Source organism: Rhizomicrobium sp. (assembly GCA_037200045.1).
GTDB lineage: Bacteria > Pseudomonadota > Alphaproteobacteria > Micropepsales > Micropepsaceae > Rhizomicrobium.
On sequence record JBBCHM010000001.1, the window covers coordinates 2,250,315 to 2,275,698 of the forward strand.

The following is a 25,384-nucleotide window of genomic DNA, read 5'->3' on the forward strand; positions in this document are numbered from 1 at the left end:
TTTTGTTGCCCGGTGTTGTGCTTCGCACATAAATGTGCGAACATATCTGTGTAAACGGCCACGAATTCGAGCGGAAAATCAAGAAGATCGGCCGCAATCGCGGCGTGCTCGTCTCGTTCGATCCGGGTCACGGCAAAGGCAGTCACGGGCGGCTGTACTACGGCGATCGCTTCACGACCTTGAAGGATCGCCGCAAGGAGATCGGTCCCGGTTTGCTGAAGGCGATGCTCGACCAGTTGGGACTCTCGAGATCGGATTTGGAGATATAGGAATGGCGAATGTCGCGTTTGGTTATCCCTATAAGCTGGAACGGCAGAGCAATGGCTGGTGGCTGGTTCGCTTTCCGGATGTGCCGGAGGCGCTGACCGAAGGTGAGACGAAGGAAGAAGCATTCGAGAACGCGCAGGACTGCCTGATCGCCGCCCTCGAAGGCTACGTGAAAGCGGGCCGGACGATTCCGCGTCCGCCGTCGGGTGGCAGCCGCATTTCGCTCCCCTCGCTGGTGACGGCCAAGCTCGCCGTCTATGTGAACATGCAGAAGCAGAGTTGGTCGCGGACGAAACTCGCGCAGGCGCTCGGCATGCCGGAGAATTCCGTCCGGCGCCTGCTCGATCTGCGGCACAGTTCGCAAATGTGGGTGATCGACGAGGCCCTCGCCAAGATGAACGCCGAACTGGCGATCGATTTGCCGAAGCAGAGGGTTCGCGGTTAGCGGGGCTGCGCCTCGCCATGCCCAGGATCGAAATCGGCGCGCATGCGACCGACGATATGCGCCACCGACGGCTGGACTGGATGGCGCCGCCCGAACCATCGTCGGCGCGGCCCCCGCCGAAATCTTGCTCCCCTGCCTAAGTTCAGGGCGAAGCTGGCGCGGATTTGCGCAAAGGTGGCGGCACAAAAACGACAGCGGGGAACCATCCGCGCGGAATGATGGTTAACCGGGGTTACCCAAGCTTGTGCGCGCGGAACACGCTCGTTAGCCTCATGTCACCGGGGTGTTGGGGTACAGCCATGTTCGTCGTTCTGCGATTGCTCAGTCTTATTCTCGTCGTGTCGGCGCTGATGCTGCTCGGCGCCGATCTCGTCACGTCGCTGGAAAACGGCGGCAAGGTCCTGGTGCGCTCGCTCGATCAGGTCTGGGCGCTGTTCGACAAATCCGCCATCGTCGCCTTCCATGGCTGGTGCGATCGTCACCTGCCGGGCTTCCTGGCGCACGGCATCGCCGCGCTGTTCGGCCTGCCGGGCTGGGCGGTGACGGGCGTTCCCGGGATCGTGCTGGCCTTCCTGTTCGGCCGCCGCGTCGCCGACGCCGGCTAGCGGTTCGCGCCCGGGATCCAGAGCACGTCCTTCGCGCCGCCGTCATTGGCGAAGCGGCTGGCGACGAACAGGTGATCCGACAGCCGGTTGATGTAGCGGATCGCCACCGCGCTCACCTTTTCCGCCTGTGCCAGTTCCACGATCAGCCGTTCGGCGCGGCGCGCGATGGCGCGGGCCAGATGCAGATGCGCCGCCGCCGCCGTGCCGCCCGGCAGAACGAAGGACGCCAGCGGTTTCAGGGTCTCGTTCATCGCGTCGATCTCCCGCTCCAGCCGCTCGACTTGCGACTCGGCGATGCGCAGGCGGTCACCGCCGCGCCGCCCGTCCTCCGGCGCGCAGAGATCGGCGCCGAGGTCGAACAGATCGTTCTGGATGCGCGACAGCATGGCGTCGAGTTCGCCGGTCGTATGCAGCCGCGCCAAGCCGACCGCGCAATTGGCCTCGTCGACCGTGCCATAGGCGGCGACGCGCGGATCGTTTTTCGGCCGTCGCGAGCCGTCGCCGAGCGCGGTCTCGCCCGTGTCGCCGGTCTTCGTATAGATGCGGTTCAGAGTGACCATGAGGGTCAAACTACAGGCTGTCAGCAGCCTCGGCAAAGGCGCTTGCGGCCCCGGTGCGGGCGACTATGATCCGCCGCCGAAACCATAAAAACCCCGCAAAATGCCCATCGAAGCCCCCGAAATTATCGAAGTCGACGATACCCGCGTGAAATGCGAGGGCATTGGCGGCGCGCTCGGCCATCCGCGTGTCTATCTGGAGATGGGGGACAAGGATTTCGTCGAGTGCCCCTATTGCGACCGCAAATTCGTCCTCAAACCGGGGGCCCATCGGCATTGAGCAAGCCGGCTCCATCCCCTGGAAAAGCCGCGCTCAAGAAGGGCGATCATCTCTACCTGATCGACGGTTCGGGCTATCTGTTCCGCGCCTATCACGCTTTGCCGCCGCTGACGCGCAAATCCGACGGGCTGCCGGTCGGCGCCGTCAGCGGCTACTGCAACATGATGTGGAAGCTCCTGGAGGACATGAAGGGTCCCGACCAGCCGACCCATCTCGCCGTGGTGTTCGACGCCGGCGCGGTGACGTTCCGCAACACGATCTACGACCAGTACAAGGCCAACCGCCCGCCGCCGCCCGAGGACCTGATCCCGCAATTCCCGCTGGTGCGCGACGCGACGCGCGCCTTCGGCGTCTCCTGCGTCGAGCAGGACGGCTTCGAGGCCGACGATCTGATCGCCACCTATACGCGCCTGGCGCGCGAGGCCGGCGCGCGCGTCACCATCGTCTCCTCCGACAAGGACCTGATGCAGCTCGTGGAAGACGGCGTGGTCACGCTGCTCGACACGATGAAGAACAAGCGCCTCGGCTCGGCGGAGGTGATGGAGAAATTCGGCGTGCCGCCGTCGAAGGTGATCGAGGTCCAGGCGCTGGCCGGCGACAGCGTCGACAACGTGCCCGGCGTGCGCGGCATCGGCATCAAGACCGCGGCCGAGCTGATCAACCAGTACGGCGATCTCGAAACGCTTCTTAGCCGCGCCGGAGAGATCAAACAGCCCAAGCGCCGCGAGACACTGATCGAGAACGCCGAGAACGCGCGCATCTCCAAGAAGCTCGTCACGCTGGACGCGAATGCGAAATATCCCGAGGGGCCCGAGCGCTTCGCGGTGCACGAGCCCGATCCGAAGGAATTGATCGCCTTTCTGCGCGGGATGGAATTCAACAGCATCACCCGGCGCGTCGCGGCGCATTTCGGCATCGAGGATGTCGAAGGCATCGCGCCGGCGGTCGAGCCCTCCGCTACGGCCGCGAACCGCGTGGTGCGGCAGGCCGATCGCGAGACAACGAAGGCGGTCGAAAGCCATGTCGGCGCCGTGCCCGTGCGCGACCTGATCGTCAAGCCGATCGATCTCGACACCTACAAGACCGTCACCACCGCCAAAGAGCTCGATGCCTGGATCGTCCGCGCCCGCGAGGCCGGGATCGTCTGCGTCGACACCGAAACCACCGGCCTCGATGCGATGACAGCCGGCCTGTGCGGCGTGTCGCTGGCGGTGGCGCCGGGCGAGGCCTGTTACGTGCCGTGCGGCCATCGCAAGGGCGACGGCTTCGATCTCGGCGGCGACGGCGAGCTGGTGCAGATGGACGCGGCCGACGTGCTGGCGCGGCTGAAGCCGCTGCTGGAAGACCCGTCGATCCTCAAGATCGCGCAGAACCTGAAATACGATTTCCTGATCTTCGCCCAGCGCGACATCCGCGTCGCGCCTTACGACGATACGATGCTGATCTCCTATGTGCTCGACGGCGGGTTGCACGGCCACGGCATGGACGAGCTGTCGGAGCTGCATCTCAGCCACAAGCCGATCTCGTTCCTCGATGTCGCCGGCAAGGGCAAGGACAAGATCACCTTCGATTGCGTGCCGATCAAGGAGGCGACGCGCTACTCCGCCGAAGATGCCGACGTTACGTTGCGGCTCTATTTGCTGCTCAAGGCGCGGCTGCCGGTCCAGGGCAAGACGACGGTCTATGAGACGCTCGAACGTCCGCTGGTGACGGTGCTCGCCGATATGGAGCGCGAGGGCGTGATGATCGATCCCGATCTGTTGCGCCGGCTCTCCAACGATTTCGCCCAGGCGCAGGCCAAGATGGAAACCGAAATCCACAAGCTGGCCGGCGAGACCTTCAACATCGGCTCGCCCAAGCAGCTCGGCGACATCCTGTTCGGCAAATTCAAGCTCGAAGGCGGCCGCAAGACCAAGACCGGCGCCTGGTCCACGGACTCCGACGTGCTGGAAGATGTCGCGGCGCAGGGCCATCCCATCGCCAGGATGGTGCTCGACTGGCGCGGCCTCGCCAAGCTGCGCGGCACCTATACCGATGCGCTGCCGACCTACATCAACGCCAAGACCGGCCGGGTGCACACGTCCTACGCGATGGCCTCGACCTCGACCGGCCGGCTCGCCTCGACCGATCCCAATCTGCAGAACATTCCGGTGCGCACCGAAGAGGGCCGGCGCATCCGCCAGGCCTTTATCGCGCCCAAGGGCTCGAAACTCATCAGCGCCGATTACAGCCAGATCGAGCTGCGCCTGCTCGCCCACATCGCCGACATCCCGCAGCTCAAGAAGGCTTTCGCCGAAGGCCTCGACATCCATGCGATGACGGCATCGGAAATCTTTTCGGTGCCGATCAAGGATATGCCGAGCGAAATCCGGCGCCGCGCCAAGGCGATCAATTTCGGCATCGTCTACGGCATTTCCGGCTTCGGCCTGGCCAACCAGCTCGGCATCGGCCGCGGCGAGGCCGACGACTACATCAAGAAATACTTCCAGCGCTTCCCCGGCATCCGCGACTACATGGAGACGACCAAGGCCTTCGCGCGCGAGCACGGCTATGTCGAAACGCTGTTCGGCCGCCGCGTCCATATCCGCGAGATCAAGTCGCCGGTGCCCGGCTTCCGCGGCGGGGCGGAGCGCGCCGCGATCAACGCCCCGATCCAGGGCACCGCCGCCGACATCATCCGCCGCGCCATGATCCGCGTGCCCGACATGCTGGAGGCGAAAAAGCTGACGGCGAAGATGCTGCTCCAGGTGCATGACGAGCTGATCTTCGAAGTGCCGGATGCCGAGGTGGAGAAGACCCGGACCGCGGTGAAATCGGTGATGGAGAAGGCGGCGCTGCCCGCCGTCCAGCTCAGCGTGCCGCTGACGGTCGACGCCCGCGCCGCCCAGAACTGGGACGCGGCGCATTAGGCGCAGCGATTGCATTCAACGGCACAGGGAAAAAGTGTCATCCCGGCCGAGCACGGCGAGAGCCGGGACCCACCGCGCCGCCTGCTTGATGGGTCCCGGCTCTGCGCGATGCTGACGCATCGCTTGGCCGGGATGACAGGAGGAATAGCAATCGTCATCGCCCGCCTGCGCGGGCGATGACGCAAGGGCCTTAACGGCGTCAGGCCGCGATGTTGCGAAGGCCCGTCTCGCTGGTGATTCCAGCCTTGCTCAGCATGGCCATCAGCTCGGCCATCGCCGTGTCGGCGTCGCGCGTTGCCGGCGCTTGCGCGATATAGCCGCTCAGAAATCCCGGCCGTCCCAGATAGCCCAGCACCAGGTCGCGGGCGCGGGCCGCGAGGCGGCCCTCGGTCAGCATGCCGCCGGTGCATAGCTTCAGGACCGTGGTCGCCTTGTCGGCCGGGCTTCCCGGCTTGGCCTCGATCGCCTCGAAGATCCTGGCCCGCGCCTCGATCGTGCAGGCGATCTTGTCGAGCATGTCCGCCATCTCCTGGCGCTGGTTCTCCTGGAAGCCCGAGCGCATGAGCCGCGCCTGGAGCTGCGCCAGGCGCTGCAGCCGCGCCAGCGCCGGCGCCCGGGCGGCGGTGAAGTGGGTGTCGAAGCTCGACGCGGTCAGCACCGGCAGGACGAAGCTCGCGAGCTGGCGCTTGTTCTCGGCGCCGATGATGTTCTCCTCGACGAACAGGAGCCGTTCCAGCTTCTCGTCCGGCGTCGCGGCGCCCGCCATGTATTCGCCCAGCGTCTCATGCGTCACCAGCCGCTTGGAGCGCAGCGTGAAGGCGGCGATCAGGTCCTCATGGCTGAGATATTTCCCGATTCCGAGCACGAGCCGGTTGGCGATCTGGCGCAGCGTCTTGAATTCCTCGTCCAGCGCGTTGGGCACCAGCCGCTTGGAACTCTTGAACTCCGCCATGATCCGGCTGGCGATCGCGGTGCGCGCCTCGGGCAGGGTGTCGGCCGCGAAGTTCTGGGTCAGCGCGATCAGTCCGGCGCGCTCGCCGGCGTTGAGCGGCTCCTGGCCGAGGAACAGCCGCACCAGGCTCATCAGCGCCTCGCCGAGATTCTCGCTGGCGCCGATCAATTCGTGCAGCGCCGCCGACCCCGCCAGGATCTCGGCCAGGAGCGAGTCGATCGCGCTCAGCAGCAGCGTGCGGCCGGCGCCTTCCGCCGGCGCCTCGCGCATCAGGTCCAGCAGGCGCAGCACCTTGTCGTCCCAGCCGCGGGCATCGCTCAGGCGGTTGGCGATCGCGCCGTTCAGCACATAGAGCCCGTCGGGCTGCGCCGCCAGCCTGGTCGCCAGCGCGCCGAAGGCGCCCGGCCTGGTGCTGGGGAAAAGCTTGTTGCGGGCGTCGCGATAGACGCGGTTGAACGCCTTGGTGATCAGCTCGTTCAGGCTCTTGATGATCTGGGCGACCGGCGTGGAGGTCGAGGACGCCTGCGCCACCGCGATCTTCTGGATCGCGTGCTGCAGAAGCGTGCCGGTGGCTTCGAGCTTCTCCAGAAGGTCGGCGCGATGGCTGAGTTCGGTGATGGTGATCCGGTTGCGGCTGAGGAAGTCCGGAATGAGCCGGGTCATCGTTGCGCGCGCGTGGTAGGAATAGAGGTCGTCCGGCTTGAAGCAGGGCAGCGCGTGCGGCACGTCCTCCTGGGCCGGCGTGGTCTTCACCTTGTTGTGGCCGTCCTCGAAGATCTTCAGCGTGAGATAATCGCCGGTCTCGTCGTTATAGGTCTCCTTGACGACCTTCACCCCGGTCGCCTTTTCGTCCTTCATCAGGTTCTGGGCGTATTCGATCGCGGCGTCGCGCTCGGTGCGGACGTCGAGCATCTTCCAGGCGCCCTTGGCGCCCTGGCGGGAAAAGATTTCGTAGTGAATGGACTGCGCCATGCGTTCCCCGCGGCCGTGTCGGCAGCGGTCCACTATGCGTTCGGCCTGTTAAATCGCGGTTAAGCCTAAGCGTCCGTGAGCGCGCGGATCGTCGGCGCCATGCCGCACAGGGCACAGGCCGGGTCGGGCCGGAAACGCACGGTGCGGAAGCGGGTGGTTAGCGCTTCGTAAATCAAAAGCTTGCCGGCCATGGATTCGCCGACGCCGGTGATCTCCTTGATCACCTCCAGCGCCTGCAGCGTCCCCATCACGCCGGCCGCGGCGCCGAGCACGCCGGTCTCCGAGCAGGACGGCGCGGTGCCCGGCGGCGGCGCCTCGGGGAACAGGCAGCGATAGCAGGGGCAGCCGGGCCGGTGCGCCTTGAAGGTCGCGAGCTGGCCGTCGAATTCGGTTACCGCGGCGCTGACCAGCGTCTTCCTGGCGAAGTAGCAGGCGTCGTTGACCAGGAAGCGCGTCGCGAAATTGTCCGACCCGTCGGCGACGATGTCATAGCCGCCGATCAGCGTCAGCGCATTGTCCGGCGCGATGCGAATGTCATGGGTCCGGACCCGCACATTCGGATTGATCGCCAGCGCGGCATCGCGCGCCGACGCCGTCTTGGGCCGCCCGACATCCGCCGTGCGATGGGCGATCTGGCGCTGCAGGTTGGAAAGGCTCACATCGTCGAAATCGGCGATCCCGATCGTCCCCACCCCGGCCGCCGCCAGATAGAGGATGACCGGACTGCCCAGCCCGCCGGCCCCGACCACCAGGACGCTCGCCTCTTTCAGCTTGCGCTGGCCGACGCCCCCCACCTCGCGCAGGACGATGTGGCGGGCATAGCGGTCGATCTCGTCGTCGGACAGGGCCATGGGCCGTCATAACCCATTGGCGGGCGTCCCAAAACCGTCATGCGCGGCGCCGTACCGCCCGCCATTGACACCGCTGTCAATTTTAACCAATTGAAATCAGTAACATTTCTTGAGAAACCCTGATGGGAGGCTTGCGTTGCTCGCAGGGGCGCCAGTCTCTATTTTGCGAGCCAGTCCGAAGAGCCAGCGCCAATCCGGCGCCGGTCCCGCTCTTAGTTAATTTGAGGTAATCCATGTCCAGTGCCTATGGTCTTGAGCAGCAAGGCTTTCGCGGTCTCAAAGCGGTCCGGTGGAACCTGACCCCGGCGGAGCTCTACGAGATCGCGATCCGGCGCGGCGAGGGGCGCCTGGCCAAGGACGGCCCGCTGGTCGTGCTGACCGGCGAGCACACCGGCCGTTCGGCCTCCGACAAATTCGTCGTGCGCGACGCCGCCAGCGAGCCGAACATCTGGTGGGACAACAACAAGCCGATCTCGCCGGCCCATTTCGACGCGCTCTATGCCGACATGATCGCCTTCGCCGAAGGCAAGGAGCTGTTCGCCAAGGACCTGTTCGGCGGCGCCGATCTGGCGCACCGCCTGCCGGTGCGGATCGTCACCGAATATGCCTGGCACTCGCTCTTCGTGCACCAGCTCCTGATCCGCCCGACGGCGGAGCAGCTCAAGGGCTTCACGCCGGAGTTCACCATCGTCGACCTGCCGAGCTTCGAGGCCGATCCGGTCAAGCATGGCTGCGCCAGCAAGACGGTCATCGCGGTGAACTTCACCAAGAAGCTCGTCCTGATCGGCGGCACGTCTTACGCCGGCGAGATGAAGAAGTCGGTGTTCACGATCCTGAACTACCTGTTGCCGCCAAAGCGGGTGATGCCGATGCACTGCTCGGCCAATGTCGGCAAGGACGGCAAGTCGGCGATCTTCTTCGGCCTCTCCGGCACCGGCAAGACGACGCTGTCGGCCGACGCCTCGCGCACCCTGATCGGCGACGACGAGCATGGCTGGAGCGAGCACGGCGTGTTCAATTTCGAGGGCGGCTGCTACGCCAAGGTGATCAAGCTCTCCCGCGAGAACGAGCCGGAGATCTTCGCGACCACCGAGCGTTTCGGCACCGTGCTCGAGAACGTGGTGATGGACGAGCACACCCGCGTGCTCGATCTCGACAGCGCGCATTACGCCGAGAACACCCGCGCCGCCTATCCGATCGATTTCATCCCGAACGCGTCCGACACAGGCCGCGCCGGCCATCCCAAGAACGTCATCATGCTGACGGCCGATGCCTTCGGCGTGCTGCCGCCCATCGCAAAGCTCACGCCGTCGCAGGCGATGTACCACTTCCTCTCCGGCTTCACCGCCAAGGTCGCCGGCACCGAGAAGGGGCTGGGGAAAGAGCCGCAGCCGACCTTCTCCACCTGCTTCGGCGCCCCCTTCATGCCGCGCCATCCCAGCGAATACGGCAACCTGCTGCGGGCGCTGATCGCCGAGCACCAGGCCGATTGCTGGCTGGTCAACACCGGCTGGACGGGCGGGGCCTTCGGCACCGGCTCGCGCATGCCGATCAAGGCGACGCGCGCCTTGCTCAATGCCGCGCTCGACGGCAGCCTCGCCAATGCCGAGATGGGGGTCGACCCGCATTTCCGCTTCCGCGTGCCGGTGGCGGTGCATGGCGTGGATTCGAAGATCCTGAACCCGCGCGACACCTGGGCCGACAAGACGGCCTATGACGCGCAGGCGACCAAGCTGGTCGGCATGTTCCGCAAGAATTTCGAGAAGTTCGAGGCCCATGTCGGCCCCGATGTCCTCGAAGCCGCGCCCGCGCTGGCGGAAGCGGCGGAGTAGTCGTTTTCGCATCCAACATCGAAAGGCCCGCGACCTGTCGCGGGCCTTTTGCATGAAGTGGAGGACCGATGCCCGATTCCAACGGCATGCTGACGCCGGTCGAGCGCGACACCATCGCCAAGCACATGCAGGTCAAGCTCAAGGCGCAGACCTGCCCGTGGTGCGGCCAGACCAGATGGGAGATCGGCCCCGCGCTGGCCACCAATCCCGCCGTCTATGCCGACGGCTCGATCCACCTCATCGGCCCGACCGTGCCGATGGTGACGCTGATCTCGCCGTGCGGCTACATGACCTTCTTCGCCGCCAAGATGTTCGGCCTGGTGCTGCGCGATGCTAAGACCGGCGATACACCCACACCCGCGCCGGCGGCAGGTTGAACAGCACGAACGCCGCCTGACGCACCGCGACGCCGGCCGGCGGCACGACGGGAGCATGCATCCCGTAGGAGAACTGCACATAGGGCGCGCCGGGCGCGAGCCTGGCCAGCACGCCTTCGAGGAACACCTGCCGCCGTTCCATCGAATGATTCAGCAGCGGCACGCCCGAGATTGCGCCGGCGAAGGGCCCGGCCGCGCGGCCGCCGAGCGTCTTGTCGAGATCGAAGGCGTCACCCGCGATCACATGCACGCCGGCGTAGCGCGCCGCGATCAGCCTGGCGAAATTGCCGTCATATTCGACGGCCCAGATCCGTTCCGGCGCGATGCCGCGCGCGATCAGCGCCTGGGTCGCGACGCCGGTGCCAGGCCCGAGCTCCAGCACCGGCCCATCGCCGGCGGCATCGATCTCCGCCGCCATGGCGCGCGCCAATGCCTTCGACGACGGCGCGATGGCGCCGACGGCGCGAGGCTGCGCGATGAGGCGGCCGATGAAGCGAAGCGTGTCGAACATAGTTGCTTTCGACGCTCAATCTGTCATGGCCCGCGAATGCGGGGCATGACACCGAGAGGTAGAGGGCAACGCCCTCTCCCTTAATTCTTCGTCTCGCCGCCGAGGCAGCTCTTTGCCCTGGCCAGCCAGCTTTCGCTTTCGGGATGGGTGCTCGCGTCGGACAGCTTGTCGAACTCCTTCAGGAGCTCCTTCTGCTTCTTGGTCAGCTTGGCCGGGGTCTCGACCGCGACCTCGACATAGAGATCGCCGTGCATGCCGCCGCCGCGCAGCACCGGCATGCCCTTGCCGCGCATGCGGAACTGGCGGCCGGACTGCGTGCCTTCGGGGATCGTCACCCGCGTGCGCCCGCCGTCCAGCGTCGGCACGTCGAGCGTGCCGCCCAGCGCCGCGGTCACGAAGCTGACCGGCGTGCGGCAATAAAGGTCGTGGCCCTCGCGCTGGAACATCTCATGCGCCTTCACCGAGACGAAGATGTAGAGATCGCCGGCCGGCCCGCCGTTCAGCCCGGCCTGGCCCTCGCCGGAAAGCCGGATGCGGGTGCCTTCCTCGACGCCGGGCGGGATGTCGACGCTGAGCGTGCGCTCCTTCTGAATATGGCCGGTGCCCTTGCAGCCCTTGCACGGGCTCTTGATGACGCGGCCATTGCCGCGGCAGGTGGAGCAGGTGCGCTCGATGGTGAAGAAGCCCTGCTGGGCGCGCACCTTGCCGATGCCGGAACAGGTCGGGCACTGCTCGGCCTTGGTGCCGGGCTCGGCGCCCGAGCCGCCGCAGGCCTCGCAGGCCACCGCGCTCGGCACCTTGATCTCGGCGCCCCGGCCCTTGAAGGATTCTTCGAGGGAGATTTCCAGGTTATAGCGCAGATCGCCGCCGCGGTTCTGCCGCCGGCCGCGCCGCCCGCCCATGAACTCGCCGAACAGATCGTCGAACACGTCGGTGAAGGAAGAGGCGAAGTCGAAGCCGGAGGGCCCGCGCCCGCCCATGCCGTTCTCGAACGCCGCATGGCCGAAGCGGTCATAGGCGGCGCGCTTCTGATCGTCCTTCAGGACGTCATAGGCTTCGTTGATTTCCTTGAACTTGACCTCGGCGGTCGCGTCGTCGGGATTGCGGTCGGGGTGCAGCTCCATCGCCAGCTTGCGATAGCTCGCCTTCAGCTCGGTGACGGCGGCGCCCTTCTGGCAGCCCAGGACTTCGTAATAGCAGCGCTTGCTCATGACCGTCTGTGCGCACTCGCCCCTTTGTTAAAAAGAAGCCCGGCGCTTCGACACGCCGGGCTCTTTGTTACCGGGCCCGGCGATTAAGCCGAACCGTCCTTCTTGTCGTCGACCTCGGAGAACTCCGCGTCCACCACATTGTCGTCCGGCTTGTTGCCGGCGCCGTCGGCCGCGGCATCCGCCGCCGCCGCGCTCGCCTGGCCCGCCTTGTACATCGCCTCGCCGAGCTTCATCGAAGCGGTCGCCAGCGCCTGGGTCTTGGCCTGGATGGCGTCGACATCGTCGCCCTTGGAGGCTTCCTTCAGCGCGGCCATCGCGTTCTCGATCGCGGTGCGTTCTTCCGCGCCGACCTTGTCGCCATGCTCGGAAAGCGCCTTCTCGGTCGAATGGACCAGCGCGTCGGCCTGGTTCTTGGCCTCCACCGTGGCGCGGCGCTTCTTGTCGTCCGCGGCATGGCTCTCGGCTTCCTGCACCATCTTCTTGATGTCGGCTTCCGAAAGGCCGCCCGAGGCCTGGATGCGGATCTGCTGTTCCTTGTTGGTCGCCTTGTCCTTGGCGGTCACCGACACGATGCCGTTGGCGTCGATGTCGAAGGTGACTTCCACCTGCGGCACGCCGCGCGGCGCCGGCGGAATGCCCATCAGGTCGAACTGGCCGAGGATCTTGTTGTCGGCCGCCATCTCGCGCTCGCCCTGGAAGACGCGGATCGTGACGGCGGTCTGGTTGTCCTCCGCCGTCGAGAAGATCTGCGACTTCTTGGTCGGGATCGTGGTGTTGCGGTCGATCAGGCGGGTGAACACGCCGCCCAGCGTCTCGATGCCGAGGGAGAGCGGGGTCACGTCGAGCAGCAGGACGTCTTTCACTTCGCCCTTCAAGACGCCGCCCTGGATCGCGGCGCCGATGGCAACCACTTCATCCGGGTTGACGCCCTTGTGCGGCTCCTTGCCGAACAGGTTCTTGACGATCTCCTGGACCTTGGGCATGCGGGTCATGCCGCCGACCAGGATGACTTCGTCGATCTGGTTCGCGGTGACGCCGGCATCCTTCAGCGCGGCCTTCACCGGTCCGACCGTCTTCTGGATCAGATCGTCGACCAGGGCTTCCAGCTTGGCGCGGGTGATCTTGATCGTCAGATGCTTGGGGCCCGAGGCATCGGCCGTGATGAACGGCAGGTTCACCTCGGTCTGCTGCGCGGAGGACAGCTCGATCTTCGCCTTCTCGGCCGCGTCCTTCAGGCGCTGGAGCGCCAGACGGTCGGCGCGCAGATCGATGCCGTTCTCTTTCTTGAACTCGTCGGCCAGATAGCCGACCAGCCGCTGGTCGAAATCCTCGCCGCCCAGGAAGGTGTCGCCATTGGTCGACTTCACCTCGAACACGCCGTCGCCGATCTCCAGCACCGACACGTCGAACGTGCCGCCGCCCAGGTCGTAGACCGCGATGGTGCCGGACTGCTTCTTGTCGAGGCCATAGGCCAGCGCCGCGGCCGTCGGCTCGTTGATGATGCGCAGGACTTCGAGCCCCGCGATCTTGCCGGCGTCCTTGGTCGCCTGGCGCTGGGCGTCGTTGAAATAGGCCGGGACGGTGATGACCGCCTGGGTGACCTTTTCGCCCAGATGGGCCTCGGCGGTTTCCTTCATCTTCTGCAGGATGAAGGCGGAGACTTCCGAGGGGGAGTATTTCTTGCCGTCGCGGCCCTGGACCCAGGCGTCGCCATTGTCGGCCTTCACGATCTTGTACGGGACCATGCCGATGTCCTTCTGGGTCATCGGATCGTCGAACCGGCGCCCGATCAGGCGCTTGATCGCGAAAAAGGTGAATTCGGGATTGGTGACGCCCTGCCGCTTGGCGGGCTGTCCGATGAGCCGTTCGCTGTCCTGGGCGAAGGCCACGATGGAGGGCGTGGTGCGCGCGCCTTCCGCATTCTCGATGACTTTGGGGGCTGACCCCTCCATGACCGCGACGCACGAATTGGTGGTGCCGAGGTCGATGCCGATAACTTTTGCCATGTCTGTTTCCTTACCTTTGGCGGACGGGTTCCTGGCCTTCCAAAGAAGCGCCCTCCGGGCCGTCCCCTAGCATAAAAAACCACGGCAAAAGGCCGGGAAATGGCCCCTACCGCGTCATGGGGTATATAGGGTCGGCATATCGGCACGGCAAGGGCGGCCGGGGTCTGATTCGCAGCCCCGGCCCCGCGGGCCGCAAAGAGGGCCCCGCGGAAAGCCCTTCAATCCTCTCGACTTTTTGGCATAAGCGGTTGGGCAAATGGGCGGGAAAAGCGCGATGGCGGCGGCGGTGAGACGGCTTTTGACTTTGGCGGCGCTGGCCCTGCTGTGGGCCGCGCCCGCGCTGGCCCAGCCGGAGCCGGCCGAGGTGGTGACGGTCGGCGTCTACCCGACCGTGGTGGACGACCTCAACATCGCCGCCAGCACCTATGACGTCGTCGCCTATGTGTGGCTCAAATGGAAAGGCCCGGTCGATCCGACCGAGGGCCTGGAATTCGCCAATGCCAGCGAGCGGCAGAATTTCGTCCAGCAGAAGTTGTTCGCCGCCCCGCGCCAGCTCGCCGACGGCTCATTCTACCAGCTCCTGCAGATCCATGGCCGCTTCTTCCAGCCTTTCAGCCTGATCGATTTCCCGTTCGACCGGCAGGCGCTGGGCATCGTGATCGAGGACGAGATCAACGCCCATCACCGCATCGTCTACGTCCCGGACCTGAAGGATTCCGGCGTCGGCGCGAATTTGCAGATCCCCGGCTGGCGCATGCTGGGCTGGCATGCGGAGGCGGGCGTGCAGGACTATGCGACGCATTTCGGCGCCCCCGACGTGGTGGAGGGCACGCATCATCCCAGCCTGCGCTTCACCATCGCGATCGAGCGCCGTGCGAGTTTCTTCCTGTGGAAGCTGTTCCTGCCGCTGTTGATCGTGATGTTCGCCAACTGGCTGGCCTTCCTGATCAAGCCGGACCTGGTGGACGTGCGCACCGCGCTGACCGCGACGGCGCTGCTGACGCTGGTCTTCCTGCAGAAATCCTATTCCGACGATTTGCCGGAAATCGGCACGCTGGTGTTGATGGATAAGATTTATGCCGTTGCCTATCTGCTGGTGATCGCGACCCTGGCGCAGGTGGTGGCCATGGCGAGCTGGCAGAAGACATCGAACGTGCCGGACGACCGCGTGATGCGCCTGGACCGCATCAGCTTCGCGACCCACATCGCCTTCTTCGCCGCGGCGGTCGGCGTGATCGTGCTGTCGGCGGGGTAGAATTTGGCGGTGCTGCGGCTTGAGATCCCGCCGGAAAAACCAAAGGGGAGCTTTCTAGGGCTCCCCTTGGTCGATTGTCTCCCTTGCGGGCAACGGACACCCTTTCGGGGCCGCGTATGCAAGAAACATAGTATTACAGCCCTGAATTTTCAATTACGGAAATGGCTTGGGGAGCCATTGGTTTAAAATGGCCAGAATCGCGTTGAAATCGGCCTCTGGAACGAGCGGAATCCGGCCCCGGAACTGACTGAAACGACTGGGCGAGACCGTCGCGGGCTGGTTGCATACCGCCCAGGACTGAACGCCCTCGAACGTCACGGACAACCGGTGCGCCCATCTGTTGTCGTCTTGTGGGATCGTCGTTGTCGGGACGACCAAGCACGGGCCATGCAGCGTGTTCTTATAGGACACGACGATGACCGGCCGGGTCTTCCAGAACTCGGGCAACACGGCATCTTTCCAGAAGTCGCACCAGTAGAGTTGCCGAATCTTCGGTGCCGCGGTGATGCGCGGCACAAGCCATGGCGGTCTTTGTTCGTCCGGCACGGCGCGTGGCCCTATGGGCGTCGCCTCGCGTGATCCGCCAGCACATCGGCGATGCAGGCCGTCACCTTCTTCGCCGTCGGGACATGCAAGAATTCGTTCGGCCCGTGCGCGTTGGACTTCGGGCCCAGCACGCCCGTCACCACGAACTGCGTCCCCGGATATTTCTCGCCCAGCATCGCCATGAAGGGGATCGAGCCGCCTTCGCCCATGAACGCCACCGGCTGGCCGAAATGCGCCGCGCTCGCCTTCTTCAGCGACGCCGCCAGCCACGGCGCCAGCGCCGGCGCGTTCCAGCCCGTCTGGCCGGCCTCGGCGTCGAATTCGACCTCGGCGCCATAGGGCGCGTCGGCTTCCAGCCTGGCCTTGATCGCCTTGGTTGCGCGCTCGGCGTCGCAGGTCGGCGGCAGGCGGATCGACAGCTTGGCGACGGTGTAAGGCAGCAGCACATTGCCGCCGTTCTCCGGCAGCGGATAGCCGTCCATCGCCGTCACCGCGAGCTGCGGCCGCCAGGTGCGGTTCAGGATCAGCTCGGTGAGGTCGGACGCCACAGGCTTGGTCCCGCCGGCCAGCGGCAGCTTGGTATAGACCTCGTCGCCCAATATCGCGGCGGAGGCGCGCGCCTGTTCCAGCCGGTCCGGCGGCACCTGCACATAGAGCTCGTCGAGCTTCATCTGCCCGCTCGCCTCGTCCTCGATGCGGCTCAGAAGCGTGCGCGCGATGCGGAAGGATGACGGCACGATGCCGCTGGCATCGCCCGAATGCACGCCCTCGGTCAGCACACGGACGGTCAGATTGCCCATTGCGATGCCGCGCAGGCTGGTGGTCAGCCAGAGCTGGTCGTAATTGCCGCAACCGGAATCCAGGCACACCACGAGATCGGGCGTGCCGATCCGCGCGCTCAAATGATCGATATAGAACGGCAGGTCGTAGCTGCCGGATTCCTCGCACGCCTCGATGCAGATCACGCAGCGCGCGTGATCGGTCTTCTCCTCGCGCAGCTTCAGGATCGCCGCCAGCGAGGCGAACATCGCATAGCCGTCATCGGCGCCGCCGCGCCCGAACAGCCTGTCGTCCTTCAGGACCGGCGTCCACGGCCCGGTGCCCTCCGCCCAGCCCTTCATCTCCGGCTGCTTGTCGAGATGGCCGTAGAGCAGCACCGTACCCTTGGCCTCGCCCGGGATTTCCATGAAGATCAGCGGCGTGCGGCCCTTCAGGCGCACGACTTCCAGCGTGGCGCCCGCGATACCCGCCAGCTTCTTGCGCGCCCAGGCCTCGAACATCGCCACCGCGCGCTCCATATGGCCGTGCGCCTCCCACTCCGGATCGAAATGCGGCGACTTGTTGGGGATGCGGATGTAATCGGTCAGCACCGGCAGGATGTCGTCTTCCCAGATGCGTTCGATAAAGGCGGGCACGGTCATGGCAAGGCTCGCTGGAGGGCGGCCAACCATGCCGGATTTCCCGCGTCGCGTCATCGCCCCAATTCGGTCACGCCGCCGCTGTGCTATGGTTCCGCGAGGGGGCCATGGCGACCGAATTCATCCTGCTGAAGCTTTGCGCGCTCAGTCTGGCGGTGCTCTGGCTGCTCGCGATCTGGCGCGGTCTGCGCGAGATCGCCGCCGGCTTTCGCCGCCTCAGCCGGGGCGAGGGCTTCAGCTTCGATCCCTGGCTGCTTGCGCCTTTCGCGCTGGCCATGGCGCTGGTCGGAAGCTGGCTGGCAAGCCTTTGGTGGCTGCCGCACGGCTTCGTCGCCACCTTCGATCCGGCGGACGTCCTGGGCGACGCCGACCTGCTGTTCCTCGACATCTTCATCGTGGTGCGCGACTCCGCGACCTGGATCTGGGGGCCGCTCCTGGCGCTGCTGATCGCGATCCCCATCGTGCACGCCTTCCGCAATCCCGATTTCTACTGGCACCTCTATGTCGTCGGCGTGCTCGGCATCCTGGCGATGCCATTCGCGCTGGTCGCCTTCGGCACCTTCCTGGAGCGCGAGACGGTGCCGTTCCAGCGCGGCAATCCCAACTGGATCGCCGATCCGGCCAGCGCCTATGACGAATTCGGCCGCTACGGCCTGCGCCATGTCACGCCGCACTGCACAGGAACGATGATGGGCGCGCTGCGCCTGAAGACTTTCGATCCCGCGAGCTATTCGCCCGAACGCGACCGCGCCCAGCAATTGGCGCAGCTCTGGCTGAACGACACGTTCAACGCCGCGACGCTCGACATCCCCGCCGCGTTCGGCTGCCAGCTCTCGCAGATCGAGCCCAATCCGAACTATTTTCCGATGGCGCTGACGCTGGCTTTCTACCGCGCCTTCGTCAGCCTGGTGATGCTGGGCATGGTGCTGCGGCCGTTCCTGCGGCCCGGATAAACCGCTACAGCGCCGCGATCAGCGCGGCGTTGTAGATCTCGCTCATCTTGGCGCCGAGCGGAGCGATCTGCACCGATTTCTCCAGCCCGATCAGCAACGGCCCCATCATCGTCACGCCGCCGAGCTGCGACAAAAGCCGCGTCGAGATCGCCGCCGAATGGATCGCGGGCATGATCAGCACGTTCGCCGTGTCGGTCAGCCGGCAGAACGGATAGAGCAGCATCTTTTCGCGATCCAGCGCCACGTCCACCGCGATCTCGCCGTCATATTCGAAATCGACATGCCGCTCGTCCAGAATGTGCACCGCCTCGACGACGCGCTCCGACCGCTCGCTGCGCGGAAAGCCGAAGGTGGACGATGCCAAGAGCGCCACGCGCGGCGTGAAGCCGAAGCGCCGCGCCACGCCCGCCGCCTGCACCGCGATGTCGGCCAGCTCCTGCGAGGTCGGCATCTCGTGCACCGAAGTATCGGCGACGAACACCAGCCTGCCGCGCGCGAAGATCAGCATCACGCCGATCGGCCGCTCGCCCTTGGGCGGGTCGAGCACCAGGCGCACATCGTTCAGCGCCGCGGCATAGTTGCGCGTCACGCCCGTCACCATCGCGTCGGCATCGTCCTGCGCCAGCATCGCGCTCGCATAGACGTTGCGGTCGTTGGTCACCATGCGCACCGCGTCGCGATAGAGCACGCCGCGCCGCTGCAGCCGCTTGAACAGGAATTCGATATAGGGCTGGGCCTCCTGCGCCGAATGCGGCACGCGAATTTCGAGGGCATTCTCGTCCAGCCCGGCGTGGCGGATGCCGTTTTTGACGATCTCCTCGCGCCCCACCAGGATCGCCTTGCCGAGGCCGGAATTCTGGAACGCGGCGGCGGCGCGGATCACCGATTCCTCCTCGCCTTCCGCGAACACCACGCGCTTGGGATTGGCCCGCACGCTCGCCGTGATGCGCTGGAACAGGGCGGCGGAGGGATCGAGCCGCGCCGAAAGCTGGAACGAATAGGCGTCGAGATCCTTGATCTCGCGCCGCGCCACGCCGGACTTGATCGCCGCCTCCGCCACCGCGCGCGACACGCGGCTGATCAGCCGCGGATCGAACGGCACCGGGATGATGTATTCCGGCCCGTATTCGGGTCTGGCGCCTCGATAAGCCGCGGCGACCTCGTCCGGCACGTCCTCGCGCGCCAGCTCGGCCAGCGCCTCGGCGGCGGCGATCTTCATCGCCTCGTTGATGGTCCGCGCCCGCACGTCGAGTGCTCCGCGAAATATGTAGGGAAAGCCCAACACGTTGTTCACCTGGTTGGGATAGTCGCTGCGCCCCGTGGCGACGATGGCGTCGGAGCGCACCGCCTTCACCTCTTCCGGCGTGATCTCCGGATCGGGATTGGCCATGGCGAAGATGATCGGCGCCTTGCGCATCGACATCACCATCTCCTGCGTCATCGCGCCCTTGACCGAGAGGCCGAGGAACACGTCCGAGCCTTTCACCGCGTCCTCCAGCGTGCGCGCATCGGTGTCCACCGCATGGGCGGATTTCCACTGGTTCATGCCGGCGGTGCGGCCGCGCCAGACCACGCCCTTGGAATCGCACAGGATCGCATTGGCCGACGGCAGTCCCATCGACTTGAGCAATTCGAGGCAGGCGATGCCCGCCGCGCCGGCGCCGTTCACCACGACCTTGGTGTCCTCGAACTTGCGCCCCGTCAGGTGCATCGCGTTGATGATGCCGGCGGTGGAAATGATCGCGGTGCCGTGCTGGTCGTCGTGGAAGACCGGGATGTCCATCATCTCGCGCAGCCGCTCCTCGATCACGAAGCAGTCCGGCGCCTTGATGTCCTCCAAATTGATGCCGCCGAAGGACGGGCCGAGATAGCGCACCGCGCCGATGAACTGCTCGACGTCGGAGGTGTCGACTTCCAGGTCGATGGAATCCACGTCGGCGAAGCGCTTGAACAGGACCGCCTTGCCCTCCATCACCGGCTTGGACGCCAGGGCGCCCAGGTCGCCCAGCCCGAGGATCGCGGTGCCGTTGGAAATCACCGCGACCAGATTGCCCTTCGAGGTATACTCATAGGCGAGGTCGGGGTTCTCCGCGATCGCCAGCACCGGCACCGCGACGCCGGGCGAATAGGCAAGCGAAAGGTCGCGCTGCGTCGCCATCGGCTTGGTCGGCGTAATCTCGATTTTTCCCGGCTTGCCTTGGGAGTGAAAGGCCAGAGCCTCTTCCCGTGTGAAGGAGGGCTTCTTGATGTTGGGCATGCTGCTACCGTTTGGAGTGATCCACAGAATATCCCCTTTTGGCCCACCCGATATCAATGCGGCAACCGCAGCCGCCGCTGCGACATGATAAAGTCCGCGACATGAACGAACACGCGCCGGAGACTCCGCAAGAAAGTAAGGCGTCGCCCGAGGGGGCGACTCCGATGATGGCGCAGTATCTGGCGACCAAAACGGCGCATGCCGGCTATCTCCTGTTCTACCGCATGGGCGATTTCTACGAGCTGTTCTTCGACGACGCGGTGAAGGCGGCCGAGGCGCTGGACATCGCGCTCACCAAGCGCGGCAGGCACCAGGGCGAGGACATCGCGATGTGCGGCGTGCCGGTTCACGCTGCGGAAAGCTATCTGGAGAAGCTGATCCGCAAGGGTTTCCGGGTTGCGGTGTGCGAGCAGATGGAGGACCCGGCCGAAGTCAAGAAGCGCGGCGGCAAATCCGTCGTGAAGCGCGAGGTCGTGCGTCTTGTGACCCCGGGAACCCTGACCGAGGATTCGCTCCTGGAAGCGCGCGCCGCCAACATGCTGGCGGCGCTCGGCCGCGCCGGCAGCGCCTTCGCCATCGCGGCCGCCGACATTTCCGCCGGAACTTTCTGGGTCGCGCCGGTCCAGCCGGACGAGATCGCGATGGAACTCGCCCGCGTGCATCCGAGCGAACTGCTCGTGCCGGATGCGCTGCTCGCCGACGCGGCGCTGGCGCCGATCCTCAAGGCGCTCGGCCCGGCTTTGTCGCCGCTGCCGTCGATCAAATTCGATTCCGGCGCCGGCGAGCGCGCGCTGAAGGCGCATTACAAGGTGCAGAGCCTGGACGGCTTCGGCGCCTTCTCGCGCGCCGAGCTGTCCGCCGCCGGCGCGCTGATCGCCTATCTCGACCTGACGCAGAAGGGCAACCTGCCGGCGCTGCGCACGCTCGCCCGCGTGGCGCCGCGCGCCTTCATGGGGATCGACGCCGCGACGCGGCGCAATCTCGAACTGACACAGACGCTCGCCGGCGAGCGCAAGGGCAGCCTGCTCTCCGCCATCGACCGCACGGTCACCGCCGCCGGCGCGCGCGAATTGGCGGCGCGGCTCGCCGCTCCGCTGACCGACGTGAAGGCCATCGCGCAGCGCCACGACGCCGTCGCTTTCTTCGAGGGCGATTCCGAATTGCGCCGGAGCCTGCGCGAGGATCTGCGCCGCGCCCCCGACATCGCCCGGGCGCTGGCGCGCATCTCGGTCGGCCGCGGCGGGCCGCGCGATCTCGCCAATCTGCGCGACGGCATCAAATGCGCCCGCCATCTGCGCACCCGCCTGAAGCTGGACGATCCCCTGAAGCCGGCGCCCGGCGAATTGCGCGACGCCTGCCACGATCTGATCGAAGGCACGACGGGCGCCTCGCGCCTGGCCGACAAGGTCGAGACCCTCCTGATCGCCGAGCCGCCCTTCCTGGCGCGCGACGGCGGCTTCGTCGCGGCCGGCGTGCATGCGCCCTTGGACGAGGTGCGCAAGCTGCGCGACGAATCGCGCCGCGTGATCGCCGGCCTCGAAGCGCGCTACCGGACCGACAGCGGCACGCCGCAACTGCGCATCAAGCACAATGGCGTGCTCGGCTATTTCATCGAGGTGACGCCGCAGCATGCCGACAAGCTGCAATCGGGCGACAACCGCACCCTGTTCCGCCACCGCCAGACCATCGGCAGCGCCGTGCGCTTCACGACGGACGAACTGGCGTCGCTTGCCACGCGCATATCGCAAGCCGCCGACCAGGCCCTCGCGCTGGAGCGCGAATTGTTCGACCGGATGTGCGAAGAGGCCATCGCCTGCGCACCTTCCCTCAACCGCATCGCGGGCGCTCTCGCGGTTGTCGATGTCGCCTGCGCGCTGGGCGAGCTCGCGGTTGCCGGCCGGCACGTCCGTCCGAAGATCGACGACGGCCTTGCGTTCAAGATCGTGCGCGGCCGCCATCCGGTGGTCGAAGCGGCGCTGGCGCACGACCACGCCCATCCGTTCGTGCCGAACGATTGCGACCTGTCGCCCGAGGGGATCGGAAGGCTCTGGCTGGTCACCGGCCCCAACATGGCGGGCAAGTCGACCTTCCTGCGCCAGAACGCGCTGATCGCGATTCTCGCCCAGGCCGGCGCTTTCGTGCCCGCCGACGCGGCGCATATCGGCATCGTGGATCGGTTGTTCTCCAGGGTCGGCGCGGGCGACGACCTCGCCGCCGGCCGCTCGACCTTCATGGTCGAGATGGTGGAGACCGCCGCGATCCTGAACCAGGCGACGCCGAAGAGCCTCGTGATCTTGGACGAGATCGGCCGCGGCACCGCGACCTTCGACGGCCTCGCCATCGCCTGGGCGACCGCCGAGCACCTGCACGAGAAGAACCGAAGCCGCGCGCTGTTCGCCACGCACTATCACGAGATGACGGCGCTGGCCGAGCGGCTGACATCGCTCGCCTGCGTGACGATGCGGGTGCGCGAATGGAACGACAGCATCGTCTTCCTGCACGAGGTCGCGCCGGGCGCGGCGGACCGGTCTTATGGAATCCACGTCGCCAAGCTCGCCGGTCTGCCGCAAGCGGTGGTGTCGCGTGCGGAGGAGGTTTTGAAAGCGCTGGAAGACGGCCGCGAAGGCCATAAGCCGCTGGCCCGCATCGACGACCTCCCGCTTTTCGCCGCGGCCGCGCCGGCGCCCAGGCCCGACGGATTCCAGGAAGCGCTGCGCGCGATCGAGCCCGACACGTTGACGCCGAAAGAGGCGCTGGAGTTGATCTACAAGCTCAAGGCGATCAAACCGTAGACCGCGTGTCCGGGGGCATCCTGGCGGCATCCTCGCCGCCGCGGACCCAGACGATGAGGCGCGCTGCGAGCGGCGCCAGCAGGATCGCCAGGAGATAGAATAGCGGTCCCAGCACCAGCCAGAATCCGATCGCCGGCGTGGTCGCCCGCGAGGCGAGGCCGACGAGCCGTCCGAGCGGCGCGGTTCCGGTGGCGGCGATGGCGACATTGTTCAGCGCGGCCAGCACCCGCAGCGGCACGAAAGCGATGACGAAACTCGCCATATGCAGCGGCGAACGGTCCCGTACCCGTCGCGACCACGGATTGACGTAAGGGCGGGCGAAGGAGCGGATGGGATGGGCGAGCCAGTGCTGCGTCACCGTTCCGGCCGCCAGGATCGCCCAGAGCAGGCACGCTTCGATCGCGATGCCGCCCGCGACCGTGATCAGCCAGGCCTTGGCGGAGACATAGCCCGCCGCGCCCGTCGCATAGATGTTCCCCTCGCTGGCCTCCGGCCGGACGAGGGCGAGCGCGGTGGTGAACAGGTCGAGCCAGCTGGCGAAGAGATAGGCCAGGGCATAAAGGCCGAGAACCGCCACGATGCGGCGCGTTCGCTGACGGCTACTGGACAGGCCCATGGCAACCTCATATGTGAAAGTGGATTCACATTAACAGGAGAATGACGGCCTTGGTCAAGACACCGGCCTCCCCGCAGAAGCGGAAGCGCCAGCGGCGCAGCTTCCGCACCGAAGAGCGCCTCCTCGCCGCGGTTCTCGCGCTGGCCGACCGGGGCGGCCTCGATGCCTGCACCGTGCCGGCCGTCGCCGAACGGGCCGGCGTCGCGGTGGGCACGATCTACCGCCGCTATCCCGACAAGGACGCCCTCGTTGCGGCCGCGTTCCTCGATTTCGCGTCTCTGGGCGACGGAAAGCGGGAGGCGGAATACGCGGCCTTCGCCGCCAGCGCGCGGAACCTGCCCGACTTCCTGCGCCGCGTCGGCGAGGCGGCCGTTCGGGTCGCGTGCGAGCATCGCGGCCTCCTGCTCGCGATCCGCGCCTTCGCGCGGACGACGCCGGATCGCGCATGGCGCACGCGGTTCGCGCGGCAGCAGAGCCGGGGCCGCGCCACGCTGCTGAAGGCCGCCTTGGCGCGCTTCGGGCCCGAGATCGCCGGCGGCGAAGCCGCACTGCGCTTTTCGCTCGCCGCCTTGTATGGCGCGGTGGAAGTGACCTGGCTCGAGCCCCAGGCCGGCCTGTTCGCAAGCCGGCCGTCGCGATCCTCCTTCGTCGCGGCGATCGTGGAGATGCAGGCGGCCTATCTGTCGAAGCGGCCGCGCCCATAGGCAGCGCCACCCTTGAAGCCGCGCCCGTCCTGGTGTCAGCATCCGCCGCCATGAGCGAGCCCGACCGCAAGCGCAAATTCCTCGTCGTCGTGGACAAGACGCCGGAATGCCGGATCGCCGTGCGCTTCGCGGCGCGCCGCGCCCAGCACACCGGCGGCCGCGTCACGCTGCTCTGCGTCGCCCAGCCCGCCGACTTCCAGCAATGGCGCGGTGTCGAGGAGATCATGAAGGACGAGGCGCGCCAGGAAGCCGAAGGCCTGATCTACGGCGCCGCCAAGACCGTCAACGAACTGGCCGGCATCATCCCCGAACTGGTACTCGGCGAGGGCCGTCCGACCGAGGCGCTGCTGGAACTCGTCAAATCCGACAAGGACATCTCCATCCTCGTGCTGGCCTCGAGCACCGCGAAGGACGGCCCCGGCCCGCTGGTGGCGCTGTTCGCCGGCGGCGTCCAATCGATCCCCGTCACCATCGTCCCGGGCAATTTCACCGACGCGAAGATCGACGCCCTCGCTTGAAATGGTTGCATATTTGTTCTATATGCAACCTTGAGTTGATAGCGGGTTGCGGCGGTGGATTGGAAGCGGATTGGGGTGGCTCTCGCGCTGATCTCGAAAACAATTATATTGCCGAACTTCGCACAAGCCTATGATTCCGATAGGTATTTCCCAGGCCCGGTGAACGCCTACGTGGTCCGGGTGATCGACGGCGACACCTTCGAGGCGTCCGCCGACATCTGGCTGGACCAGCAGATCTCCATCCGCGTCCGCATCGCGGGCATCGACGCGCCGGAGCTGCGGGCGCGCTGCGACGCCGAGCGCAAGGGCGCCGAGGCCGCGCGGGACTATCTCGCCCGCCGCATCGAAGGCGGCGACGTGAAGCTCAGCGCCGTGCGCTACGACAAGTTCGGCGGCCGGGTCGACGCGGTGGTGGCCGATGGCGGCGGCGACATCGCGCACGCGATGATCCGCGCCCGCCTCGCCCGCGCCTATGCCGGCGGCCGCCGCGACGGCTGGTGCGGCTGAGACGCGGCGGGTCTTGCACCGGCCCGGCGCGGGGCGGATATAG

22 protein-coding genes and 1 pseudogene are annotated in these 25,384 nt (G+C 66.4%); 13 read left to right on the forward strand and 10 right to left on the reverse strand.

What is annotated here, in order from left to right; all coding sequences use genetic code 11:
- Positions 1 to 32 precede the first annotated feature (32 nt).
- From WDM86_10835 to WDM86_10845, 3 genes are all read left to right on the forward strand, one after another.
- The gene (locus tag WDM86_10835; protein ID MEI9990525.1) at positions 33 to 269 is read left to right on the forward strand and encodes a type II toxin-antitoxin system HicA family toxin; all 237 of its coding nucleotides are present in this window, start codon (positions 33 to 35) and stop codon (positions 267 to 269) included.
- A gap of 2 nt (positions 270 to 271) precedes the next feature.
- A complete protein-coding gene (locus WDM86_10840) occupies positions 272 to 712 on the forward strand; it encodes a type II toxin-antitoxin system HicB family antitoxin (protein MEI9990526.1) in 441 nt (146 codons plus the stop codon).
- Positions 713 to 1,011: 299 nt separating this feature from the next.
- Positions 1,012 to 1,317, forward strand: coding sequence for a hypothetical protein (locus tag WDM86_10845; GenBank protein MEI9990527.1), 306 nt, complete (start codon positions 1,012 to 1,014; stop codon positions 1,315 to 1,317).
- Here WDM86_10845 and WDM86_10850 read toward each other — a convergent pair.
- Positions 1,314 to 1,877: a cob(I)yrinic acid a,c-diamide adenosyltransferase gene (locus WDM86_10850; GenBank protein MEI9990528.1), complete on the reverse strand. Its 564-nt coding sequence runs from the start codon at positions 1,875 to 1,877 to the stop codon at positions 1,314 to 1,316. The genes WDM86_10845 and WDM86_10850 overlap by 4 nt on opposite strands.
- A gap of 100 nt (positions 1,878 to 1,977) precedes the next feature.
- Here WDM86_10850 and WDM86_10855 point away from each other — a divergent pair, with 100 nt between their 5' ends.
- Positions 1,978 to 2,154, forward strand: coding sequence for a zinc-finger domain-containing protein (locus WDM86_10855; GenBank protein ID MEI9990529.1), 177 nt, complete (start codon positions 1,978 to 1,980; stop codon positions 2,152 to 2,154).
- Entirely contained in the window at positions 2,151 to 5,063 is a 2,913-nt protein-coding gene (gene polA, locus WDM86_10860; protein MEI9990530.1) for a DNA polymerase I, read from the forward strand. The genes WDM86_10855 and polA overlap by 4 nt, the downstream gene beginning before the upstream one ends.
- A gap of 199 nt (positions 5,064 to 5,262) precedes the next feature.
- Here polA and WDM86_10865 read toward each other — a convergent pair whose 3' ends face one another.
- Both WDM86_10865 and moeB read right to left on the reverse strand, forming a co-directional pair.
- The gene (locus tag WDM86_10865; protein ID MEI9990531.1) at positions 5,263 to 6,987 is read right to left on the reverse strand and encodes a hypothetical protein; all 1,725 of its coding nucleotides are present in this window, start codon (positions 6,985 to 6,987) and stop codon (positions 5,263 to 5,265) included.
- Between the two features lie 65 nt (positions 6,988 to 7,052).
- Positions 7,053 to 7,838 (reverse strand): molybdopterin-synthase adenylyltransferase MoeB, encoded by a 786-nt coding sequence (gene moeB, locus WDM86_10870; GenBank protein MEI9990532.1) that lies wholly within the window; start codon positions 7,836 to 7,838, stop codon positions 7,053 to 7,055.
- 233 nt (positions 7,839 to 8,071) lie between these two features.
- Here moeB and WDM86_10875 point away from each other — a divergent pair, with 233 nt between their 5' ends.
- The gene (locus WDM86_10875; GenBank protein MEI9990533.1) at positions 8,072 to 9,670 is read left to right on the forward strand and encodes a phosphoenolpyruvate carboxykinase; all 1,599 of its coding nucleotides are present in this window, start codon (positions 8,072 to 8,074) and stop codon (positions 9,668 to 9,670) included.
- 68 nt (positions 9,671 to 9,738) lie between these two features.
- Positions 9,739 to 10,047, forward strand: coding sequence for a hypothetical protein (locus WDM86_10880; protein MEI9990534.1), 309 nt, complete (start codon positions 9,739 to 9,741; stop codon positions 10,045 to 10,047).
- On the opposite strand, the gene WDM86_10885 is transcribed toward WDM86_10880, so the two are convergent.
- The 3 genes and pseudogenes from WDM86_10885 to dnaK all read right to left on the reverse strand — a co-directional run bounded on the left by WDM86_10885 (position 10,004) and on the right by dnaK (position 13,802).
- Complete coding sequence (locus tag WDM86_10885; protein MEI9990535.1) at positions 10,004 to 10,558, reverse strand: hypothetical protein; 555 nt, start codon at positions 10,556 to 10,558, stop codon at positions 10,004 to 10,006. The two genes, WDM86_10880 and WDM86_10885, sit on opposite strands and share 44 nt — an antisense overlap.
- 80 nt (positions 10,559 to 10,638) lie before the next feature.
- Positions 10,639 to 11,769: a molecular chaperone DnaJ gene (dnaJ, locus tag WDM86_10890; GenBank protein ID MEI9990536.1), complete on the reverse strand. Its 1,131-nt coding sequence runs from the start codon at positions 11,767 to 11,769 to the stop codon at positions 10,639 to 10,641.
- Between the two features lie 83 nt (positions 11,770 to 11,852).
- Positions 11,853 to 13,802, reverse strand: a pseudogene (gene dnaK / locus WDM86_10895) (molecular chaperone DnaK).
- A 229-nt stretch (positions 13,803 to 14,031) separates the two neighbouring features.
- Between dnaK and WDM86_10900 the strand changes: the two are divergent.
- On the forward strand, positions 14,032 to 15,030 hold the full coding sequence (locus tag WDM86_10900) for a hypothetical protein (GenBank protein MEI9990537.1): 999 nt from the start codon (positions 14,032 to 14,034) through the stop codon (positions 15,028 to 15,030).
- Between the two features lie 153 nt (positions 15,031 to 15,183).
- On the opposite strand, the gene WDM86_10905 is transcribed toward WDM86_10900, so the two are convergent.
- Both WDM86_10905 and WDM86_10910 read right to left on the reverse strand, forming a co-directional pair.
- A complete protein-coding gene (locus tag WDM86_10905; GenBank protein MEI9990538.1) occupies positions 15,184 to 15,576 on the reverse strand; it encodes a type II toxin-antitoxin system PemK/MazF family toxin in 393 nt (130 codons plus the stop codon).
- An 11-nt stretch (positions 15,577 to 15,587) separates the two neighbouring features.
- Entirely contained in the window at positions 15,588 to 16,997 is a 1,410-nt protein-coding gene (locus WDM86_10910; protein MEI9990539.1) for a M20 family metallopeptidase, read from the reverse strand.
- A 104-nt stretch (positions 16,998 to 17,101) separates the two neighbouring features.
- Between WDM86_10910 and WDM86_10915 the strand changes: the two genes are divergently transcribed.
- Complete coding sequence (locus tag WDM86_10915) at positions 17,102 to 17,947, forward strand: hypothetical protein (protein ID MEI9990540.1); 846 nt, start codon at positions 17,102 to 17,104, stop codon at positions 17,945 to 17,947.
- A 4-nt stretch (positions 17,948 to 17,951) separates the two neighbouring features.
- Here WDM86_10915 and WDM86_10920 read toward each other — a convergent pair whose 3' ends face one another.
- The gene (locus tag WDM86_10920; GenBank protein MEI9990541.1) at positions 17,952 to 20,204 is read right to left on the reverse strand and encodes an NADP-dependent malic enzyme; all 2,253 of its coding nucleotides are present in this window, start codon (positions 20,202 to 20,204) and stop codon (positions 17,952 to 17,954) included.
- A gap of 164 nt (positions 20,205 to 20,368) precedes the next feature.
- Here WDM86_10920 and mutS point away from each other — a divergent pair, with 164 nt between their 5' ends.
- A complete protein-coding gene (gene mutS / locus WDM86_10925; GenBank protein ID MEI9990542.1) occupies positions 20,369 to 22,996 on the forward strand; it encodes a DNA mismatch repair protein MutS in 2,628 nt (875 codons plus the stop codon).
- On the opposite strand, the gene WDM86_10930 is transcribed toward mutS, so the two are convergent.
- Positions 22,986 to 23,612: a hypothetical protein gene (locus WDM86_10930; protein ID MEI9990543.1), complete on the reverse strand. Its 627-nt coding sequence runs from the start codon at positions 23,610 to 23,612 to the stop codon at positions 22,986 to 22,988. The two genes, mutS and WDM86_10930, sit on opposite strands and share 11 nt — an antisense overlap.
- A gap of 50 nt (positions 23,613 to 23,662) precedes the next feature.
- Between WDM86_10930 and WDM86_10935 the strand changes: the two genes are divergently transcribed.
- From WDM86_10935 to WDM86_10945, 3 genes are all read left to right on the forward strand, one after another.
- Positions 23,663 to 24,316, forward strand: coding sequence for a helix-turn-helix domain-containing protein (locus tag WDM86_10935; protein ID MEI9990544.1), 654 nt, complete (start codon positions 23,663 to 23,665; stop codon positions 24,314 to 24,316).
- Between the two features lie 50 nt (positions 24,317 to 24,366).
- Positions 24,367 to 24,834: a universal stress protein gene (locus tag WDM86_10940; protein MEI9990545.1), complete on the forward strand. Its 468-nt coding sequence runs from the start codon at positions 24,367 to 24,369 to the stop codon at positions 24,832 to 24,834.
- 159 nt (positions 24,835 to 24,993) lie between these two features.
- The gene (locus WDM86_10945; protein MEI9990546.1) at positions 24,994 to 25,341 is read left to right on the forward strand and encodes a thermonuclease family protein; all 348 of its coding nucleotides are present in this window, start codon (positions 24,994 to 24,996) and stop codon (positions 25,339 to 25,341) included.
- Positions 25,342 to 25,384: the final 43 nt, after the last annotated feature.

What these genes read in the sequence shown, in the direction of transcription:
- WDM86_10835 (MEI9990525.1), top strand. Translation starts at nt 33, where the DNA reads ATGTGCGAACATATCTGTGTAAACGGCCACGAATTCGAGCGGAAAATC.
- WDM86_10840 (MEI9990526.1), top strand. Translation starts at nt 272, where the DNA reads ATGGCGAATGTCGCGTTTGGTTATCCCTATAAGCTGGAACGGCAGAGC.
- WDM86_10845 (MEI9990527.1), top strand. Translation starts at nt 1,012, where the DNA reads ATGTTCGTCGTTCTGCGATTGCTCAGTCTTATTCTCGTCGTGTCGGCG.
- WDM86_10850 (MEI9990528.1), bottom strand. Translation starts at nt 1,877, where the DNA reads ATGGTCACTCTGAACCGCATCTATACGAAGACCGGCGACACGGGCGAG.
- WDM86_10855 (MEI9990529.1), top strand. Translation starts at nt 1,978, where the DNA reads ATGCCCATCGAAGCCCCCGAAATTATCGAAGTCGACGATACCCGCGTG.
- WDM86_10865 (MEI9990531.1), bottom strand. Translation starts at nt 6,987, where the DNA reads ATGGCGCAGTCCATTCACTACGAAATCTTTTCCCGCCAGGGCGCCAAG.
- moeB (MEI9990532.1), bottom strand. Translation starts at nt 7,838, where the DNA reads ATGGCCCTGTCCGACGACGAGATCGACCGCTATGCCCGCCACATCGTC.
- WDM86_10875 (MEI9990533.1), top strand. Translation starts at nt 8,072, where the DNA reads ATGTCCAGTGCCTATGGTCTTGAGCAGCAAGGCTTTCGCGGTCTCAAA.
- WDM86_10880 (MEI9990534.1), top strand. Translation starts at nt 9,739, where the DNA reads ATGCCCGATTCCAACGGCATGCTGACGCCGGTCGAGCGCGACACCATC.
- WDM86_10885 (MEI9990535.1), bottom strand. Translation starts at nt 10,558, where the DNA reads ATGTTCGACACGCTTCGCTTCATCGGCCGCCTCATCGCGCAGCCTCGC.
- dnaJ (MEI9990536.1), bottom strand. Translation starts at nt 11,769, where the DNA reads ATGAGCAAGCGCTGCTATTACGAAGTCCTGGGCTGCCAGAAGGGCGCC.
- WDM86_10900 (MEI9990537.1), top strand. Translation starts at nt 14,032, where the DNA reads ATGGGCGGGAAAAGCGCGATGGCGGCGGCGGTGAGACGGCTTTTGACT.
- WDM86_10910 (MEI9990539.1), bottom strand. Translation starts at nt 16,997, where the DNA reads ATGACCGTGCCCGCCTTTATCGAACGCATCTGGGAAGACGACATCCTG.
- WDM86_10915 (MEI9990540.1), top strand. Translation starts at nt 17,102, where the DNA reads ATGGCGACCGAATTCATCCTGCTGAAGCTTTGCGCGCTCAGTCTGGCG.
- WDM86_10920 (MEI9990541.1), bottom strand. Translation starts at nt 20,204, where the DNA reads ATGCCCAACATCAAGAAGCCCTCCTTCACACGGGAAGAGGCTCTGGCC.
- mutS (MEI9990542.1), top strand. Translation starts at nt 20,369, where the DNA reads ATGATGGCGCAGTATCTGGCGACCAAAACGGCGCATGCCGGCTATCTC.
- WDM86_10930 (MEI9990543.1), bottom strand. Translation starts at nt 23,612, where the DNA reads ATGGGCCTGTCCAGTAGCCGTCAGCGAACGCGCCGCATCGTGGCGGTT.
- WDM86_10940 (MEI9990545.1), top strand. Translation starts at nt 24,367, where the DNA reads ATGAGCGAGCCCGACCGCAAGCGCAAATTCCTCGTCGTCGTGGACAAG.